The organism is Pseudomonas fortuita, assembly GCF_026898135.2.
GTDB classification, from domain to species: Bacteria; Pseudomonadota; Gammaproteobacteria; order Pseudomonadales; family Pseudomonadaceae; genus Aquipseudomonas; species Aquipseudomonas fortuita.
In genome coordinates this window covers 6,030,874-6,047,457 of record NZ_CP114035.2, presented here as the reverse complement: position 1 = coordinate 6,047,457, position 16,584 = coordinate 6,030,874, and the positions used below count along the sequence as shown (strand labels likewise).

The 16,584-nt window shown below is 62.7% G+C and carries 18 protein-coding genes; 13 read left to right on the top strand and 5 right to left on the bottom strand.

Annotation, left to right across the window (positions count from 1 at the left end; all coding sequences use genetic code 11):
• Nucleotides 1–57: 57 nt before the first annotated feature.
• The 6 genes from OZ911_RS27585 to OZ911_RS27560 all read left to right on the top strand — a co-directional run bounded on the left by OZ911_RS27585 (nucleotide 58) and on the right by OZ911_RS27560 (nucleotide 5,005).
• On the top strand, nucleotides 58–888 hold the full coding sequence (locus OZ911_RS27585; protein WP_268968534.1) for a sigma 54-interacting transcriptional regulator: 831 nt from the start codon (nucleotides 58–60) through the stop codon (nucleotides 886–888).
• 175 nt (nucleotides 889–1,063) lie between these two features.
• Complete coding sequence (locus OZ911_RS27580; protein ID WP_016489708.1) at nucleotides 1,064–1,849, top strand: MetQ/NlpA family ABC transporter substrate-binding protein; 786 nt, start codon at nucleotides 1,064–1,066, stop codon at nucleotides 1,847–1,849.
• A 211-nt stretch (nucleotides 1,850–2,060) separates the two neighbouring features.
• Nucleotides 2,061–2,726, top strand: coding sequence for an amino acid ABC transporter permease (locus OZ911_RS27575; RefSeq protein ID WP_016489707.1), 666 nt, complete (start codon nucleotides 2,061–2,063; stop codon nucleotides 2,724–2,726).
• Nucleotides 2,707–3,366 (top strand): amino acid ABC transporter permease, encoded by a 660-nt coding sequence (locus OZ911_RS27570; protein ID WP_016489706.1) that lies wholly within the window; start codon nucleotides 2,707–2,709, stop codon nucleotides 3,364–3,366. Before OZ911_RS27575 ends, OZ911_RS27570 begins: the two co-directional genes overlap by 20 nt.
• Nucleotides 3,363–4,136, top strand: coding sequence for an amino acid ABC transporter ATP-binding protein (locus OZ911_RS27565; protein WP_016489705.1), 774 nt, complete (start codon nucleotides 3,363–3,365; stop codon nucleotides 4,134–4,136). The genes OZ911_RS27570 and OZ911_RS27565 overlap by 4 nt, the downstream gene beginning before the upstream one ends.
• A complete protein-coding gene (locus OZ911_RS27560) occupies nucleotides 4,133–5,005 on the top strand; it encodes a transporter substrate-binding domain-containing protein (RefSeq protein WP_023049187.1) in 873 nt (290 codons plus the stop codon). The genes OZ911_RS27565 and OZ911_RS27560 overlap by 4 nt, the downstream gene beginning before the upstream one ends.
• A gap of 34 nt (nucleotides 5,006–5,039) precedes the next feature.
• Here OZ911_RS27560 and OZ911_RS27555 read toward each other — a convergent pair whose 3' ends face one another.
• On the bottom strand, nucleotides 5,040–7,403 hold the full coding sequence (locus tag OZ911_RS27555) for a penicillin acylase family protein (RefSeq protein ID WP_023049186.1): 2,364 nt from the start codon (nucleotides 7,401–7,403) through the stop codon (nucleotides 5,040–5,042).
• Nucleotides 7,404–7,490: 87 nt separating this feature from the next.
• Here OZ911_RS27555 and OZ911_RS27550 point away from each other — a divergent pair, with 87 nt between their 5' ends.
• Nucleotides 7,491–8,057: a sugar O-acetyltransferase gene (locus OZ911_RS27550; protein WP_023049185.1), complete on the top strand. Its 567-nt coding sequence runs from the start codon at nucleotides 7,491–7,493 to the stop codon at nucleotides 8,055–8,057.
• Here the strand turns inward: OZ911_RS27550 and OZ911_RS27545 are convergent.
• The gene (locus OZ911_RS27545; RefSeq protein WP_070086385.1) at nucleotides 8,036–8,605 is read right to left on the bottom strand and encodes a DUF6436 domain-containing protein; all 570 of its coding nucleotides are present in this window, start codon (nucleotides 8,603–8,605) and stop codon (nucleotides 8,036–8,038) included. The genes OZ911_RS27550 and OZ911_RS27545 overlap by 22 nt on opposite strands.
• A gap of 229 nt (nucleotides 8,606–8,834) precedes the next feature.
• Here OZ911_RS27545 and bipL point away from each other — a divergent pair, with 229 nt between their 5' ends.
• Nucleotides 8,835–9,761 (top strand): phospholipase BipL, encoded by a 927-nt coding sequence (bipL, locus tag OZ911_RS27540; protein WP_060516813.1) that lies wholly within the window; start codon nucleotides 8,835–8,837, stop codon nucleotides 9,759–9,761.
• Here the strand turns inward: bipL and OZ911_RS27535 are convergent, their stop codons facing one another.
• A complete protein-coding gene (locus tag OZ911_RS27535) occupies nucleotides 9,762–10,514 on the bottom strand; it encodes a DUF2059 domain-containing protein (RefSeq protein ID WP_023047251.1) in 753 nt (250 codons plus the stop codon).
• A 113-nt stretch (nucleotides 10,515–10,627) separates the two neighbouring features.
• On the opposite strand from OZ911_RS27535, the gene OZ911_RS27530 reads away from it, so the two are divergent.
• Together OZ911_RS27530 and OZ911_RS27525 are read left to right on the top strand one after the other, a co-directional pair.
• The gene (locus OZ911_RS27530; protein ID WP_024718090.1) at nucleotides 10,628–11,260 is read left to right on the top strand and encodes a 2OG-Fe(II) oxygenase; all 633 of its coding nucleotides are present in this window, start codon (nucleotides 10,628–10,630) and stop codon (nucleotides 11,258–11,260) included.
• Nucleotides 11,247–11,738, top strand: coding sequence for a 2-thiouracil desulfurase family protein (locus tag OZ911_RS27525; protein WP_023047250.1), 492 nt, complete (start codon nucleotides 11,247–11,249; stop codon nucleotides 11,736–11,738). Before OZ911_RS27530 ends, OZ911_RS27525 begins: the two co-directional genes overlap by 14 nt.
• Before the next feature lie 50 nt (nucleotides 11,739–11,788).
• On the opposite strand, the gene OZ911_RS27520 is transcribed toward OZ911_RS27525, so the two are convergent.
• Nucleotides 11,789–12,277, bottom strand: a complete 489-nt coding sequence (locus OZ911_RS27520) for a transporter substrate-binding domain-containing protein (protein WP_016489696.1) — start codon at nucleotides 12,275–12,277, stop codon at nucleotides 11,789–11,791.
• Between the two features lie 223 nt (nucleotides 12,278–12,500).
• Between OZ911_RS27520 and OZ911_RS27515 the strand changes: the two genes are divergently transcribed.
• Nucleotides 12,501–12,977: a DUF4399 domain-containing protein gene (locus OZ911_RS27515; protein ID WP_016489695.1), complete on the top strand. Its 477-nt coding sequence runs from the start codon at nucleotides 12,501–12,503 to the stop codon at nucleotides 12,975–12,977.
• Between the two features lie 50 nt (nucleotides 12,978–13,027).
• Here OZ911_RS27515 and serA read toward each other — a convergent pair whose 3' ends face one another.
• Nucleotides 13,028–14,257: a phosphoglycerate dehydrogenase gene (gene serA, locus OZ911_RS27510; RefSeq protein WP_016489694.1), complete on the bottom strand. Its 1,230-nt coding sequence runs from the start codon at nucleotides 14,255–14,257 to the stop codon at nucleotides 13,028–13,030.
• 171 nt (nucleotides 14,258–14,428) lie between these two features.
• Here serA and OZ911_RS27505 point away from each other — a divergent pair, with 171 nt between their 5' ends.
• Together OZ911_RS27505 and OZ911_RS27500 are read left to right on the top strand one after the other, a co-directional pair.
• Nucleotides 14,429–15,826: a D-2-hydroxyglutarate dehydrogenase gene (locus OZ911_RS27505; RefSeq protein WP_023047249.1), complete on the top strand. Its 1,398-nt coding sequence runs from the start codon at nucleotides 14,429–14,431 to the stop codon at nucleotides 15,824–15,826.
• Between the two features lie 25 nt (nucleotides 15,827–15,851).
• Entirely contained in the window at nucleotides 15,852–16,517 is a 666-nt protein-coding gene (locus OZ911_RS27500; RefSeq protein ID WP_023047248.1) for a fumarylacetoacetate hydrolase family protein, read from the top strand.
• The last annotated feature ends 67 nt before the right edge of the window (nucleotides 16,518–16,584 follow it).

Below are 16,584 nucleotides of genomic sequence, written 5' to 3'. Positions count from 1 at the left end.
TGCTGTTTACCGTTTACCTGACGCCCGGCCATTGCAGGCCTGGGGCGGGAGTTCGTCATGACGCTTCAACACCCGTTTGGCCAGCCACTGCTGACCTTCCCTGAGCTGGACAAAAGCCCGCTGAGCATCCGTGCCAAGGCCTTGGTGTTCATCGACCCGCGTTCGCAGCAGTTGCGTGAAGACCTTGAGCGTCTGGCACCGCAACCCTTGCCCGTGCTGATCCGGGGCGAAACCGGCACCGGCAAGGAACTGTTGGCCCGGCAGATCCATCGTGCCAGCGACCGTGGAGGGCTATTCGTGTCGGTCAACTGTGCGGCCATCAGCCCCACTTACGCCGATGCCGAGCTGTTCGGCTATAGCGCCGGCAGCCATGGCGGTACGGCCAGCAGCCGCGCCGGCTGGTTCGGTTCGGCCAACGGCGGCACGCTGTACCTGGATGAGATTGCCGACTTGCCGCTGGCCATCCAGGGCAAGCTGCTGGCGGCCCTGGAAAACCGCGAGGTCACCCGGGTGGGCGCACAGCAGCCACAGCCGGTGGATGTGCGCCTGGTCGCCGCCACCAGCATCGACCTGGCGCGCGTGGTACGTGCGGGGCGTTTCAACGAGCGCCTGTACCAGTACCTGCGCGAGGGTGCGCTGGAACTGCCGCCACTGCGCGAGCGGCCGGGCGATATCCTGCCGCTGGCCGAGTATTTTGTGGGCATCTACAGCGCGCGTCTGCAGCGGCCTGTGCCATTGGTAAGCGAGGCTGCGCAGCAGGTGCTGGAAGCGCATTTCTGGCCTGGCAATACCCGCGAACTGGAGAACGTCATTCACTTTGCCTTGCTGGTGAATGACGGCGCGGAGATCCAGCCTGAGAACCTCGACTTGCCCAACACCGCGGGCTAGACATCGCTCATAAGCAAAGTGGCTGGTGGCATGTTGTTTTTGGAATAAGCAGCTAAATAAAAGATATTGTTACGGAATAAAAAATCTAGGTATTGTCCGCCTCATGCCCGCTGGTGAACCGGTTGGGCACCCGATTCGCCATCGCCGATGGCCCAGATTCAGAACAAGGACCACCATGAAGAAGACCCTGCTGACCACCGCCCTGGCCGCTGCCCTGTCGTTCTCAGGCCTGGCCGCCGCCGCCGAGAAACTGGTGGTTGCCGCTACCCCGGTACCCCACGCCGAGATTCTTGAGCTGATCAAGCCTGCTCTGGCCAAGGAAGGCGTGGACCTGGAAATCAAGGTCTTCACCGACTACGTGCAGCCGAACGTGCAGGTGGACCAGAAGCGCCTTGACGCCAACTACTTCCAGACCCTGCCTTACCTGAAGAGTTTCAACGAAGGTAAGGGCACGCACCTGGAAACGGTGATCGGCGTACACGTCGAACCCTTCGGTGGCTACTCGAAGAAGATCAAGAACCTGTCTGAGCTGAAGGAAGGCGCTACTGTGGCCATCCCTAACGAAGGCAGCAACAGCGGCCGCGCCCTGATCCTGCTGCAGAAGGCTGGCCTGATCACCCTGAAAGACCCGAAGAATGCCCTGGCCACCCCCAAGGACATTGCCGAAAACCCGAAAAAGCTGAAGTTCCGCGAGCTTGAGTCGGCCATGCTGCCGCGTGTGCTGGACCAGGTCGACCTGGACATGATCAACACCAACTACGCGCTGGAAGCCGGCCTGAACCCGGCCAAGGATGCGCTGGTGATCGAAGGCGCTGACTCGCCATACGTGAACTTCCTGGTTGCCCGCCCGGACAACAAGGACAGCGAAGCCATCCAGAAACTGGCCAAGGCCCTGACCAGCCCGGAAGTGAAGGAATTCATTGCCAAGAAGTATCAGGGGGCTGTGCTGCCGGCGTTCTGATTCGCTTGCGATACCCTGCATAACCCAACGCCGACACCCCTGTGTCGGCGTTTTTGTTTCTGTATCTTGGGCTGCAAAGCAGCCCCAGGATGTATGCCCGGTGAAAAATGCTTGGTGATATGCATATGCAATAAAGGTATTTATTAAAAATTTTTTAGATCATTAGAGTCTAGCAATCGTGCCCCGCGCACCCTGCAGACTTGCTCTACCCATGACCCTCGACACCGCATTCATCCTCAGCACGTTACCCGCCTTCCTCAAGGCCGTGGGCGTGACCTTGCAGGTAGGCCTGATCGCCATTGCCACCTCGCTACTGGTCGCCCTGGTCAATGCCACGCTGCTGGTACTACGCACCCCCTACCTGTGGCGACTGGTCAAAGCCTACGTGGAGCTGGCGCGCAACACGCCGCTGCTGATCCAGCTGTTCTTCGTCTACTTCGCCTTGCCGAGCCTGGGGCTGAAAATTTCCGGTTTCAGCGCAGCGATCATCACCATGACCTTCATGGGCGGTGCCTATCTTACCGAGGTGTTGCGGGCCGGCATCGAGGCCGTGCCGCGCGCCCAGCTCGAATCCGGGCGCTCCATCGGCCTGTCCGAGGGCCAGCTACTGCGCCATGTGGTGCTGCCCCAGGCCACTATCCTCAGCTTGCCGGCACTGTTTGCCAATTTCATCTTCCTGCTCAAGGAAACCACCGTGGTGTCGGCGGTGGCCGTGCCGGAAATCCTCTATACCACCAAGAACTACATCGCGCTGTACTACAAGACCTACGAAATGCTCACCGTGCTGACCTTGCTCTGCGTGCTGCTGTTCCTGCCGCTGTCGTTGCTGCTGCGCTACGTGGAAAGGAGGCTGCAACATGGCCAGTTCGGCATCTGAACTGTTGCTGCAGGCGTTGCCGCAGCTGGCTGGCGGCGCCGCGCAGACCTTGGCCATCTCGGCGCTGGGCATCCTGTTCGCAACGCTGGGTGGCGTGCTGTACGGCGTGCTGGCAACCGTGGGCAACCGTGCCCTGAACATCGTCTTGCAGGTGTACCTGGAGCTGTTCCGCGCCATCCCGGTGCTGGTCTGGCTGTACCTGGTGTTCTTTGGCCTGCCGATCTTCTTTGCCCTGAGCATCCCCAGCTTCTGGTGCGCCGTGCTGGTTTTGGCCCTGTGGGGCGCCAGCGAGGTGGGCGAGGTAGTGCGCGGTGCATTGGCATCGCTGCCACGTGGCCAGCGCGAGGCCGGGCTGTCGATCGGCCTGGCCGGCTGGCAGCTGTATGGCTACGTGTTGCTGCCCCAGGCACTCAAGCGCATGACCCCGCCGACCATCAACATCTACACGCGGATCATCAAGACCAGCTCGCTGGCGGTGCTGATCGGCGTGGTCGAGGTGATCAAGGCCGGCCAGCAGATCATCGAACGCACCTACGAATCGGTGCTGATCTACGGCGCCTTGTTCCTGTTCTTCTTCATCATCTGTTATCCGCTGTCCGCCGCTTCGCGCGTGCTGGAACGCCGCTGGGCACACTCATGAGCGCATTGATCGAATTCCAGGGTTTCAACAAGTTTTTTGCCGAGCACCAGGTGCTCAAGGACGTCGACCTCAAGGTGGCGGCCGGCGAAGTGGTGGTCATCCTCGGCCCCAGCGGTTGCGGCAAGAGCACGCTGCTGCGCTGCCTGAACGGCCTGGAGCAGGCCCACAGTGGCCACCTGCGGCTGGGCGGGCTAGAGCTGCTTGACCCGCGCACCGACTGGCGCCACGTCCGCCAGCGGGTGGGCATGGTGTTCCAGAGCTATCACCTGTTCGGCCACATGAGCGTGATCGACAACCTGCTGCTTGGCCCGCTCAAGGTACAAAAACGCGAACGCGCCGAGGCCCAGGCCCAGGCCGAGGCGCTGCTGGCGCGGGTCGGCCTGCTGGACAAACGCGACGCCTTCCCCCGGCAATTGTCCGGCGGCCAGCAACAGCGCATCGCCATCGTGCGCTCACTGTGCATGAACCCCGAGGTGATGCTGTTCGACGAGGTTACCGCCGCCCTCGACCCGGAAATGGTCAAGGAGGTGCTGCAAGTGATCCAGGGCCTGGCCCGCGACGGCATGACCTTGCTCATCGTTACCCACGAAATGGCCTTCGCTCGCGCGGTGGCCGACCGCATCGTGTTCATGGAGGCCGGCAGGATCCTTGAACAAGGCGACCCCGAGAGCTTCTTCACCAAACCGCAGACCGCACGCGCGCAGCAGTTCCTGGAGAAATTCTCCTTCGTAGAAAGCCTGCCAAAGACACTGCACAAGGAACTGTCATGAAAACTGCCAACCTCACCAAACTGCTGGCGCCGTTGTTCGGCCTGGCCCTGCTCGCCGGTTGCAACAAGGCCGAAGAACCGCCCAAGCCGGCAGCGGCGTCGCCAGCCACCAGCTACCTGGAAACCATCAAGGCCCGCGACAAGCTGATTGTCGGGGTGTTCACCGACAAACCGCCGTTTGGCTTCGTCGATGAAAAAGGCCGCTATGTGGGCTTTGACACTGACATCGGCCGGCGCCTGGCCAAGGACCTGCTGGGTGATGAAAACAAGGTCGAGTTCGTTGCCGTGGAACCGGCCAGCCGTATTCCGTTCCTGCAGAGCGACAAGGTCGATCTGATCCTCGCCAACATGACCGTCACCCCGGAGCGCAAGGAAGCGGTGGACTTCACCAACCCCAACCTGCGCGTTGCCGTGCAGGCCATTGTTGCAGATGGCAGCCCGGTGCAGAAGCTTGACGACCTGGCCGACAAAACCATCATCGTCATCACCGGCACCACGGCCGACATCTGGCTGACCAAGCACCACCCTGAGTGGAAACTGCTCAAGTTCGAGAAGAACAGCGAGTCGCTGCAAGCCCTGGCCACTGGCCGTGGCGATGCCTATGCCCAGGACAACCTGATCCTGTTCAGCTGGGCCAAGCAGAACCCGGGCTACCGCGTGCTGCCGCAGCTGCTGGGTGACGAAGCGCCGATTGCGCCAGCGGTCAAGAAGGGCAATACCGAGCTGCGTGACTGGGTGAATGCCGAGCTGGCCAAGTTGGGGGAAGAGAAGTTTCTGCTGAAACTGTATGACCAGTATGTGCGCAAGGAACTGAGCGATGACACCAAGCCGGAAAGCGTGATTGTCGAAGGGGGCAAGTGGCAGGGCTGACCGTGTAATTGGGGCCGCTTTGCGGCCCCATCGATCACCCACCCGGTACCAGCCTCAGGGTACTCTGCGCCGGAATCACCCCCATCTGCGCCCGCTCATACTGCCCCTGCACATACCCCTTGGCCTGGTCTGCATAATGCCTGTCGAACAGCACGCCACTCTGCCCGACCGGGTTGATGGTCAGTGCCTGCCCGGCATCGGCAAAGTCGATCAGCCGCCGCGTCGACGGCCCATAGGTCACCGGCCATGGCGCCGGGCCGATCTTCGCCGAGAGGTTGTTGGGCACTTCATGGGTACCGGGTGCGGCGAACGGCCCGACGTTGAACAGCAGGTTCAGCGGCTTCTTTACCCCCAGCGGGTGGTTGTGGGTCAGGGTATGCGCCTTGCCCCATTGCCAGCGGGCCGGGTCGCTGCCCAAGGCGTCACGCAAGTGCTTCAAGCTGCTCTGCCAAGCCGTGCGCACGACTGCGGTACGGTCGGTACGCTGGTTGCCACCGCGGGTGTTCCACCAGGGTGAGTCGGCATCCGCGGCCAGGCGTGGCAAGGCAGCGTCGATGGCGCGGGTGCTGATCAGTACCGGGAACCACGTGTCGCCCAGTTCGTCATGCAGGGCCGCGAATGCCAGTTCGTAGAGGAACTGGTTGAACAACGTGGCGCTGGTCGAGTCCAGCGGGTAGTCGCCGCGCCAGGCAGCCAGCTGCTCGACCAGCTCCTTTTCTTCGTCACCTTCGGCCACCGCGCGCAGCGTTGCCAGTAGCGGTGCAAGGGTGCGTGGACCGTGATCGCTGGCCGAGTCCAGCTGCAGTGCCTGGCTGTTCTGCGTATCCCATTTCACATCAGGGTTGGCCAGCTGTCGGTCGAGTTGGCGGCCACGGTCGGGCAGGTTGTAGTAACCCGGTATCGGCACCGCTGCCGGCGGCTGGTAGTTGGCCGAGACGATATAGCCGCGGGCCGGGTTTTCCTGCTGCGGGTTAACGTTGAAAGGGTAGAAACCGAGCTTGTCGGCCTGCGCGCTGGCACCGTCGAGGATGAATGCCGGGTCGACGCCGTCGGGGCGGATTGGCAGCTTTGCCGCCGCCCACCAACCGATATCGCCACCCGCATTGGCCCAGACAAAGTTAAGCCCCGGCGCGTGAACCTTGGCAGCGGCATCGCGCATCTTGCCCAGGGTATCGGCACGGTTGAGCTGGTAGAAACCTTCGAGGATCGGGTTTTCGGTTTCCAGAAACGCCCACCACATGGCGATTGGCGTTGACCCGGCCGAGGCGCCCAGCACGTCGTTGACGATCGGGCCATGGGGCGAGCGGCGCAGGCTGAGGGTCACCGGCGCTTCGCCTTTCACCGCGATCTGCTGTTCGGTCTTTTGCAACGCCTGCCATTTGCCGTCGACCATGACCTGGTTGGGGTCGGCAGGGTTGGTGCGCTCGGCGATCAGGTCGAGGTCGTCGTTCTGGAACATGGTCAGGCTCCAGCCGAAGTCGCGGTTATGGCCCAGCAAGGCGAACGGGTTGAGCGCCTGGAAGTAGCCATACAGGTTGAAGCCGGGTGCTGACAGTTCGGCCTCGTACCACACCGCGGGCACCGCGAAGCCGATATGCGGGTCGCCGGCCAGCAGCGGCTTGCCACTGCGGGTATGGCTGCCGGCCACTGCCCAGGCGTTGCTGCCTTCGAACTGCGGGATACCGGCCTCGCCCAGTGCGTCATGGCTGAGCCGGGCGAGGGCCTCCAGGCTTTGCCAATCGGCAGCGGCCAGTGGTGTGCCGAGGGCGCCTTCGGGCTGCCAACCGAGGTCGAAGATGTTCAGGTATTCAGGCCCCAGCTGGTCGCGGATGTAGGTCAGTGCGGGCTCGGTGCGAAACGCGGCCGCGAAGCTGTAGGCCAGGTAACCGGCGATGCTCAGAGTGTCTTCGGCGGTGAACGGACGCGGCGTGATGCCGAGCAGGTCGAACTCCATGGGCTTGGGATGGCTGGCCTGCCAGCTGTTGACCCCGTCGAGGTAGGCTTGCAGGGCCTGCCAGGCAGGTGACTGCGGGTCCTGACGGCTGGCCATCAGGGCGGCCTGCTCGCGAATGCGCAGGCTGCGGAACAGGGTGTCGGTGGGTAGCAGCTTGTCGCCAAGCACCTCGGCCAGTTCGCCACGGGCCAGGCGCCGCATTATCTCCATCTGGAACAGCCGGTCCTGGGCATGCACATAGCCCAGGGCGCGATACAGGTCTGGCTCGCTCTGCGCTTGCAGGTGCGGCACGCCGCGGGCGTCGTAGCGCACGCTGACCGGCGCTTGCAGGCCGGCCATGGCCACCTCGCCCTCGCGCTGTGGCAGTTTGCCCTGCACGTACCAGTAACCGACGCCAGCGGCTACGGCCACAACCACGGCCAACAGGGTCAGGCTGCGCTTCATGCAGACTCCTTGTGCGTTCAAGCAGAAAATGTGGTCCGATCATCGGTGGATTCGCGAACAGAGCATAGCCCCCAGGAAGGAGTTTCCATGTCCCTCAGCGAAAAACAGAAAATGCTCACAGGCCAGCTCTACCACGCTGGCTGCCCTGAGCTGCAAGCCGAGCAGATCGCCAACAAGCACTGGATGCACCGTTACAACAGCAGTGTCGAATTGCTCAACGATGCACGTCATGGGTTGCTGGTGGAGCACTTTGCCCACGTTGGCGAAGGCACGGTGATCCGCCCGCCGTTCTATTGCGACTACGGCTACAACATCAGTATTGGCCGCAATACCTTCATGAACTTCAACTGCGTGATCCTCGATGTGGTGCCGGTGCGTATCGGCGATGACTGCCAGATCGGCCCCAACGTCCAGATCTACGCCGCCGACCATCCGCTCGACCCCGAAGTGCGGCGCAGCGGGCTGGAGAGCGGGCGGCCGGTGACCATTGGCAACAACGTGTGGATCGGCGGCGCGGCGATCATCCTGCCGGGGGTGACCATTGGCGACAATGCCGTGGTGGGTGCCGGTAGTGTGGTGACCCGGGATGTGCCGGCGGGTGCGACGGTGGTGGGTAACCCGGCGCGGGTGCGTCAGCCCGCCCAGGGGCAGTAGCAGCCCACTGCCAGTGTATTGGAGGCGCTGACCTGGCGGCCGTCGAGCAGGGCCTTGAGCATTGGCTCGACGAAACTGTTGCTGGCATTGCACACCGCACCCTCGCTGTAGGGGCCGAAGTAGGCCAGGCGGCCTTGTCGGTCCCAGATGGCCACGGCCGGGGAGGCGGGCAGGTGCTCGCTGCCGGGCAGGTTGGCGATGGGCTTCAGGGCGGTGAGGTTGGCGGGCAGTTGGCCGTGGCTGCCGGGCTTTTGCAGCACGTGGAAGGTAACGCCGCGGCCTGCGAACTGGCTGACCAGGTCGCCCAGGTGCTGCTGGTTGCCGACATTGCACGGGCACGCGGGGTCCCAGAAATGCACCACACGAACCGGGCCGTGGCCGGCCAGCTCGGCCGGTAGTTGCAGCTGGCTGCCGTCGAACAGCGTGGCCTGGTTGTCGAACGGGCGCAGGTAGCGGGCCTGGAAGGTGGTGTAGGCCTGCCAGAGTATGACGGCGCTGACCAATAAGGCGATTACCGTGCACAGCGGTTTGATGATTCGGCTATTCATGACGACTCGGTGACCCTTTGTGGGGGCGGGCTTGTCCCGCGAAGCAGGCGACGCGGTGGATGGCACCGGCGTTGCCGGTGTTCGCGGGACAAGCCCGCTCCCACAGTGATCGCGCCAGCTTTCAGGCTTTGTGCAAGACAGTGGTTGTTCAAAGGTGAGCAAGCTTGCCATGACGCCGGCCAGAGCTGAAGATTCCAGATCAATACTTGCATCAATGTGGATGTGCTCGATGCCCGCTGCTTTTCACCCCGACCTCCTGCGCACCCACCTGGCGCCGTTGGCCGCTCGCCAGCCGTTAACGACCGAGGCGCAGGGCTACCAGCGCTTCTACGGCCTGAACCTGCCGGTACACAGCTGGCTGGGCGGTTTCCAGGCGGCGGGCTTCGACCTGGTCGGGCAGGCCTGGTTGCCCGACCAGCCCACCGCGACGCTGTTCTTGCTGCACGGCTACTACGACCACATGGGCCTCTACCGGCATGTGATCGAGTGGGCACTCAAGCAGGGTTTCGCCGTGATCAGCTGCGACCTGCCCGGCCACGGCCTGTCCAGTGGTGAGCGGGCCAGCATCAGTGATTTCGCAGTGTACCAGCAGGTGCTGGACGCCCTGTTCGAACAGGCGCGCCTGCTGCAACTGCCGCGCCTTTGGCACCTGTGCGGGCAGAGCACGGGCGGCGCCATTGCCGTGGACCACCTGCTGCACCAGGGCGCACGCAGCCCGATCAATGGCCAGGTCATCCTGTTGGCACCGCTGGTGCGGCCGTGCTCCTGGCGTTGGTCGAAGTTCAGCTATCGGGTGCTGCGGCATTTCGTCAACGGCATCGAACGACGCTTCAGCGAGAACACCAACGACCCGGCCTTCCTGCCGTTCCTGGAAGCCGACCCGCTGCAACCGCGCCGCTTGCCAACCGCCTGGGTGGGTGCACTGATCGCCTGGGTCAAACGCATCGAGGCCGCGCCACGCAGCACGCGGCGGCCGTTGATCGTGCAGGGGGAGGCCGATGGTACGGTGGACTGGCCTTACAACCTCGCAGTGCTCAAGGCCAAGTTTGCCGAGCCGCAGATCCTGATGTTGCCCGAAGCCCGTCACCACTTGGCCAACGAGCTACCGGGCATCCGCCAGCGCTACTTCGACTTCATCGACCAGCGGCTGGGCTGATCATTGCAGGTCGTTGGCGCTCTGGCCAACCGCCAGGCCAGCGCGGACAGCGGCCAACGCCGCCTGGTAGTAGGCCTTGCCGTCCGGCGACTCGGCAAAGGTGGCGAACTCTTCCAGCTCGGCATCGGACAAGTCGCGGTAGACGTACAGCAGCGTGTTGTTGAGGTCTTCGCCAATCTGCCCCATCAGCCGTTGGCGCTGGCCGTCTAGCAGGCCCTGGGCCTGGCCGCCGCCGAACAGGCCGGGGATCATCGAACTGAGGCTATCGGCCGCCACACCGGCGATGGCCAGGCTCACTTCGGCGCCGGCTTCACGCGCTGGCAGGGCCTGGGCCAGGTGGCCGATGACCAGCAGGCGGTCGTCGCTGGCCTGGATCTTCGGCAGGCCCTTGGCGTTCTTGGCCAGCTCGTCCTTGCGGGTGGCCTTGAGTTCGGCTGCTACCACCTTGCGCCCTAGCGGTGACTGGAAGAACGCCAGGGCCGGAGCCGGGTTGGCCAAGGTGGCGCGCAGCTTTGCCTGGGCGCGGCGGTCCACCGCCTGGGCCTGGAAGCGCTGGTTGCTGTTGTTGACCAGCGCCTGGTAAACGGCGGGTGGCAAACTGTTGCGGTAGCGTTCCTGGGCGGCGCTCAGGGCATCGTTGAAGTGGGCGCGCTGGTCGGGCCAGCCGGCGGCCTTGTACAGTTGATCCAGGTTGTCTGCCCAGACAGGCACGGTGCAGATCATCAGCAGAATCAGGGAAAACAGACGGCGCATTCAGGACTCCTGTCGGCAGGTGGCTATTGTCCTTGGCCCGGCGCCGGTTTGTCGAGATATCAGCGTGTTTCTCGGCCAAGTGGCGCTGTGCGCCGACAGGGCGAATGGATATGATGCGCGCCATGCACATATCCCCTGAACACCCGATGCTTGCGGCCGTCGTCGACGATCTGGCCACCCATGGCTGGTCCCAGCAGGCACTCTTTCTGCCTGCCGAACTGGTGCGCGCGCTGGCAGCCGAGTGCCGTCGCCGTGATGCCGAGGGCGAGCTCAACCCGGCGGGGGTGGGGCGCGGTGCTACCCAGGAGGTGCGCGAAGCCATTCGCGGTGACCAGATCCAGTGGATCGACCCCGGGCAGGCAGAATCCTGCGACCAGTACCTGACGGCCATGGACCAGTTGCGTCTGGCAATCAATCAGGGCCTGTTCCTGGGCCTGGAAGACTTTGAGTGCCATTTTGCCCTGTACCCTCCGGGCGCCTTCTATCGCCGGCACCTGGACCGCTTTCGCGACGATGACCGGCGCATGGTGTCGGCTGTGTTGTACCTGAATGAAGGCTGGCAGCCGCAGGACGGTGGCCAGTTGCGCATGTTCCTGGCCGGCGACGTAGAGCATGACGTGGAGCCTGTGGCGGGCTGCCTGGTGGTGTTCCTGTCGGGTGAAGTGCCTCACGAAGTGCTGCCGGCCGGGCGTGAGCGGTTGTCGTTGACCGGTTGGTTCAGGCGCCGTGGCAATGACCTGTTCTGACCTGCCCAAAGTGCTGGTCAGCGCCTGTCTGCTCGGCCAGCCGGTACGCTATGACGGCCGGGCCAGCGGGCATCCGGACCTGTTGCAGCAGTGGCAGGCCGAAGGGCGCGTTGTACCGTTGTGCCCGGAGGTAGCCGGTGGCTTGCCCACCCCGCGCCCGCCAGCGGAGATTCCGGGCGGACAGGGCGGTGCAGTACTCGACGGCAGCACGCAGGTGCTGACGGTGACGGGCGAAGATGTAACTGCCGAGTTTGTGGCCGGGGCGCAACTGGCGCTGGCACTGGTGCGCCGGCATGGCATTGGCGTGGCGGTGCTGAAGGCGGGTAGCCCTTCGTGTGGTAACCGGTTGACCTATGACGGCACGTTCAGTGGTGTGAAAGTGGCGGGGGAAGGGGTGACCACGGCGCTGTTGCGGCGGGCTGGGGTGCAGGTGTTCAGCGAGCTGGAGCTGGAACAGGCGCAGCGGGCTTTGGGGTAAACCTGTACCGACCTCTTCGCAGCACAAGGCCGGTACAGGCAATACAAATCTTATTGCCCGGCTGCAGTCTCCTGCACACCCTTGAACCACTTCTGCTCAAGCTCGGCCGTGCGGCCACTGTCTTTCAAGCGCTGCAGCGCATTGTTCACGGCACTTTCGAACGCCGGGTTGTCCTTCTGGAACGGGATCACCAGTTTCTTGTCGCCAAATGGCAGGCTCACATCCAGCGGGCCGTCGCCTTTGGGCGCATTACTCGATGGGGTAAGTGCGATGTCATATTTGCCACTCTCGACACCGCTCATTACTTCTTCGGCCGGGGCTTCGACAAACTCGGCGCGCAAGTCCAGTTCCCTGGCCAGGTCCTGGCCAAATTCGATGTCGAAACCGGTCAGGTGGTCATCTTGTTTGAAGGCGTACGGCGAGTTGTCGGCCTGTACGGCAATACGCAGTTCGCCCCGGTCGGCGATTTCGTCGATCAGCTCCGCCTGGGCCAATGGACTGATCAGTACTGCCAGCAGTACCCCTATGGTCGAACGCATGATTGCCCCTTTTCTTTTAACTGATGAAAAACCTTCGCCACGGCTTTCTTCCTCGCCGTGATCGAGCGCAGCCTATGACCTTGAAGCCTCGGCATTGTTTAACCCTGACTGAAATATTTCTGTCAGGCAATGTGAACACCTTGCCGATTATTTCAACTAAGGTGAACTACCGTCGTCGGCAGATGAATGGCGGCGGTCAATAAGTGAATCACAGGAGAAGTGAATGAACAGCCTATTTTCGCGCGCTGCCGTTGCCGGTCTGCTGATGGGAGTGTCGGTTTTCGCCGGTGCTGCGGACGCCCTGAAGAGCCAGGAGCCGCCCAAGGATGCCAAGGTCTTCATCGTTTCCCCCGCCGATGGTGCCACGGTCGACAAGACCTTCACCGTCAAGTTCGGCATCGAGGGTATGGCGCTCAAGCCAGCGGGTGACCAGACCCCTCACAGCGGCCACCACCACCTGCTGGTGGACGTGGATAAAGAACCCGTCGCCGATATGCCGCTGCCGACCAGCCTGATGCCAGAGGCCGGCACCGCACTGCCGGCGGGCCCGCAGGTGCTGCACTTCGGCAAGGCGCAGACTGAAACCAGCATCACCCTGACGCCGGGTAAGCACACCCTGCAACTGATCCTGGGTGACCAGTACCACGTGCCGTTCAAGCCAAGCGTCGAATCGAAGAAGATCACTGTTGAAGTGAAATAAAAAAAAGGGAGGCCACAATGGCCTCCCTTTTTTTCATGCTGCAAGCAAACTTAGAACAGGACGCGGGAACGGATGGTGCCCTTGACCTGTTGCAGTTTCTCTTGCGCCAGGTCCGAGTACTCGGCGTCGACGTCGATCACCACGTAACCGACTTTCTCGTTGGTCTGCAGGAACTGACCGGAGATGTTGATGCCGTTCTCGGCGAAGACCTTGTTGATCTCGCTGAGCACGCCCGGGATGTTTTCGTGGATGTGGAGCAGGCGGTGCTTGCCAGGGTGGGCAGGCAGGGCCACTTCCGGGAAGTTGACCGAGGACACCGAGGTACCGTTGTCGCTGTACTTGACCAGCTTCTCGGCCACTTCGAGGCCGATGTTGGCCTGGGCTTCGGCAGTGGAGCCGCCGATGTGCGGGGTCAGGATCACGTTGTCCAGGCCGCGCAGCGGGCTTTCGAACTCTTCGTCGTTGGAGCGTGGCTCGACCGGGAACACGTCGATGGCGGCGCCGATCAGGTGCTTGTCCTTGATGGCGGCGGCCAGGTGGTCCAGCTCGACCACGGTGCCACGGGCGGCGTTGATCAGGATCGCGCCCTTCTTCATCGCGCGGATTTCCTTCTCGCCGATCATCCACTGGGTGGATGGCAGCTCAGGCACGTGCAGCGAGACGATGTCGGCCAGGCCCAGCAGCTCGTTCAGGCTGGTGACCTGCACGGCGTTGCCCAGTGGCAGCTTGGTCAGTGGGTCGTAGAAGTACACCTGCATGCCCAGGTTCTCGGCCAGTACCGACAGCTGGGTCCCGATCGAGCCGTAGCCGACGATGCCCAGTTTTTTGCCGCGGATTTCGAACGAGTTGGCCGCGCTCTTGATCCAGCCGCCACGGTGGCAGGAAGCGTTCTTCTCAGGGATGCCGCGCAGCAGCAGGATGGCCTCGGCCAGTACCAGCTCGGCCACCGAACGGGTGTTGGAGTACGGTGCGTTGAACACGGCGATACCGCGCTCGCGGGCAGCTTCCAGGTCGACCTGGTTGGTGCCGATGCAGAAGCAGCCAACAGCGACCAGTTTCTTGGCGCAGTCGAAGATCTCTTCGGTGAGCTGGGTGCGCGAACGGATGCCGATAAAGTGGGCATCGGCGATCTTTTCCTTCAGCTCGGCTTCCGGCAACGAACCAGTGAGGTATTCGATGTTGGTGTAGCCGGCGGCCTTGAGGGTATCGACCGCGTTCTGGTGCACACCTTCAAGAAGAAGGAACCGGATCTTGCTCTTGTCGAGAGAAGTCTTGCTCATCTGCGTAAACCTGTATCCCGGAGAAAAAATGGCGAGGGGTGATGCCAGGCGCGAGGGCAGCCTTAGCATGAACAGCGGGAGGGCTATGCTAGCATACGCGACACAATCTGAGCTTATCCCGACAGGTGAAGAGTGCTCAGGGTGACTATGAATAAGTCGAGAGTTCCAGCGATGACCCACCCCGCTGTAATTGATGAACTGAAGACCCTTGTCGACCCTGGCAAGGTCCTGACCGACGCGGCTTCCCTCGAAGCGTATGGCAAGGATTGGACCAAGCATTACCCCCCGGCGCCCAGCGCCATCGTCTTTCCCAAGACAGTAGAACAGGTGCAGGCCATTGTGCGCTGGGCCAATGCGCACAAGGTGGCCCTGGTGCCATCGGGCGGGCGCACCGGGCTTTCTGCCGGGGCCGTGGCGGCCAATGGCGAGGTTGTCGTTTCCTTCGACTACATGAACCAGATTCTCGGCTTCAATGCCTTCGACCGCACCGTGGTCTGCCAGCCGGGGGTAATCACCCGGCAGCTGCAAACCTACGCCGAAGAGCAGGGCCTGTATTACCCGGTGGACTTCGCTTCCAGCGGCTCCAGCCAGATTGGCGGCAACATCGGCACCAACGCTGGCGGCATCAAGGTGATTCGCTACGGCATGACCCGCAACTGGGTGGCCGGGCTGAAAGTGGTTACCGGCAAGGGCGAGTTGCTGGAGCTGAACAAAGACCTGATCAAGAACGCCACCGGCTATGACCTGCGTCAGCTGTTCATTGGCGCCGAAGGCACGCTGGGCTTCGTGGTCGAGGCCACCCTGCGCCTGGACCGTACCCCGCGCAACCTCACTGCCATGGTGCTTGGCACACCGGATTTCGACTCGATCATGCCGGTGCTGCACGCCTTCCAGGGGAAGCTGGACCTCACAGCCTTCGAGTTCTTCTCCGACAAGGGCCTGGCCAAGATCCTCGCGCGCGGCGATGTACCCGCCCCGTTCGCGACCGACTGCCCGTTCTATGCGCTTCTGGAGTTCGAAGCCAGCACTGAAGAAGTCGCCAACGAAGCGTTGGCCACCTTCGAGCATTGCGTCGAGCAGGGCTGGGTGCTGGACGGGGTGATGAGCCAGAGCGACACCCAGCTTAAAAACTTGTGGAAGCTGCGCGAGTACCTGTCGGAAACCATCTCGCACTGGACACCCTACAAGAACGACATTTCCGTCACCGTGTCGAAAGTGCCCGCGTTCCTGCGTGATATCGACGCCATCGTCGCGGAGCACTACCCGGATTACGAAGTCGTGTGGTACGGCCACATCGGCGATGGCAACCTGCACCTGAACATCCTCAAGCCCGAACACATGAGCAAGGACGACTTCTTTGCCTCATGCACCAAGGTCAACAAATGGGTGTTCGATATCGTCAAGCGCTACAACGGCTCGATCTCCGCCGAGCACGGCGTGGGCATGACCAAGCGCGACTACCTGGGCTACAGCCGCTCGCCGGAAGAAATCGCCTGCATGAAGGCAATAAAGGCCGTCTTCGACCCTAACGGCATCATGAATCCGGGTAAGATCTTCGCACCTGAATAAAAAGCAGTACCCAGAGGAGTCGGCCATGAGTTACCAGCACCAGTACGTAGACGGCACGCGCATTCACTTCCCGCTGGGCAAGGTGGTGTGCATCGGCCGTAACTATGCCGAGCATGCCAAGGAACTGGACAACCCGATCCCCACCGAGCCGCTGCTGTTCATCAAGCCGGGCAGTTGCGTGGTGCCGACCGAGGGCGGCTTCAAGATCCCGGCCGACCGGGGTTCGGTGCACTATGAGGCCGAAATTGCCGTGTTGCTGGGCAAGCCGCTGTCGACCCACCCGAGCGAGGAAGAGGTGCTGGACGCCATTTCCGGTTATGCCCCGGCGCTGGACCTGACCCTGCGCGACGTGCAGGCCAAGCTGAAAGAGAAGGGCCTGCCGTGGGAGCTGGCCAAGTGTTTTGACGGCGCCTGCGTACTGCCGCCGTTCGTCTCTGCTGCCAGCTTCGAAGACGTCACCGACATCCCGGTGCGCCTGACCGTCAACGGCGAAGTGCGACAGGATGGCAACAGCGCGATGATGCTGAACCCGATCGTGCCGATGATCCAGTACATGGCGGCGCATTTCTCGCTGCAGGCCGGGGATGTGATCCTCACCGGTACACCGGCGGGTGTGGGACCGTTCAATGTTGGTGACGAGCTGGTGCTGGAGCTGCCGGGCGTGAGCCGCTTCGAAAGCCGGGTGCTTTAACTCGAAGCCGCGTCGCCCTCTTCGCGGGTAAACCGCCCCCACGGGTACTGCACAGGCCTTGAATACT

What these genes read in the sequence shown, in the direction of transcription:
- serA (WP_016489694.1), bottom strand. Translation starts at nt 14,257, where the DNA reads ATGAGCAAGACTTCTCTCGACAAGAGCAAGATCCGGTTCCTTCTTCTT.
- OZ911_RS27505 (WP_023047249.1), top strand. Translation starts at nt 14,429, where the DNA reads ATGACCCACCCCGCTGTAATTGATGAACTGAAGACCCTTGTCGACCCT.
- OZ911_RS27535 (WP_023047251.1), bottom strand. Translation starts at nt 10,514, where the DNA reads ATGCGCCGTCTGTTTTCCCTGATTCTGCTGATGATCTGCACCGTGCCT.
- OZ911_RS27525 (WP_023047250.1), top strand. Translation starts at nt 11,247, where the DNA reads ATGACCTGTTCTGACCTGCCCAAAGTGCTGGTCAGCGCCTGTCTGCTC.
- OZ911_RS27565 (WP_016489705.1), top strand. Translation starts at nt 3,363, where the DNA reads ATGAGCGCATTGATCGAATTCCAGGGTTTCAACAAGTTTTTTGCCGAG.
- OZ911_RS27515 (WP_016489695.1), top strand. Translation starts at nt 12,501, where the DNA reads ATGAACAGCCTATTTTCGCGCGCTGCCGTTGCCGGTCTGCTGATGGGA.
- OZ911_RS27560 (WP_023049187.1), top strand. Translation starts at nt 4,133, where the DNA reads ATGAAAACTGCCAACCTCACCAAACTGCTGGCGCCGTTGTTCGGCCTG.
- bipL (WP_060516813.1), top strand. Translation starts at nt 8,835, where the DNA reads ATGCCCGCTGCTTTTCACCCCGACCTCCTGCGCACCCACCTGGCGCCG.
- OZ911_RS27520 (WP_016489696.1), bottom strand. Translation starts at nt 12,277, where the DNA reads ATGCGTTCGACCATAGGGGTACTGCTGGCAGTACTGATCAGTCCATTG.
- OZ911_RS27555 (WP_023049186.1), bottom strand. Translation starts at nt 7,403, where the DNA reads ATGAAGCGCAGCCTGACCCTGTTGGCCGTGGTTGTGGCCGTAGCCGCT.
- OZ911_RS27550 (WP_023049185.1), top strand. Translation starts at nt 7,491, where the DNA reads ATGTCCCTCAGCGAAAAACAGAAAATGCTCACAGGCCAGCTCTACCAC.
- OZ911_RS27585 (WP_268968534.1), top strand. Translation starts at nt 58, where the DNA reads ATGACGCTTCAACACCCGTTTGGCCAGCCACTGCTGACCTTCCCTGAG.
- OZ911_RS27545 (WP_070086385.1), bottom strand. Translation starts at nt 8,605, where the DNA reads ATGAATAGCCGAATCATCAAACCGCTGTGCACGGTAATCGCCTTATTG.
- OZ911_RS27580 (WP_016489708.1), top strand. Translation starts at nt 1,064, where the DNA reads ATGAAGAAGACCCTGCTGACCACCGCCCTGGCCGCTGCCCTGTCGTTC.
- OZ911_RS27500 (WP_023047248.1), top strand. Translation starts at nt 15,852, where the DNA reads ATGAGTTACCAGCACCAGTACGTAGACGGCACGCGCATTCACTTCCCG.
- OZ911_RS27575 (WP_016489707.1), top strand. Translation starts at nt 2,061, where the DNA reads ATGACCCTCGACACCGCATTCATCCTCAGCACGTTACCCGCCTTCCTC.
- OZ911_RS27570 (WP_016489706.1), top strand. Translation starts at nt 2,707, where the DNA reads ATGGCCAGTTCGGCATCTGAACTGTTGCTGCAGGCGTTGCCGCAGCTG.
- OZ911_RS27530 (WP_024718090.1), top strand. Translation starts at nt 10,628, where the DNA reads ATGCGCGCCATGCACATATCCCCTGAACACCCGATGCTTGCGGCCGTC.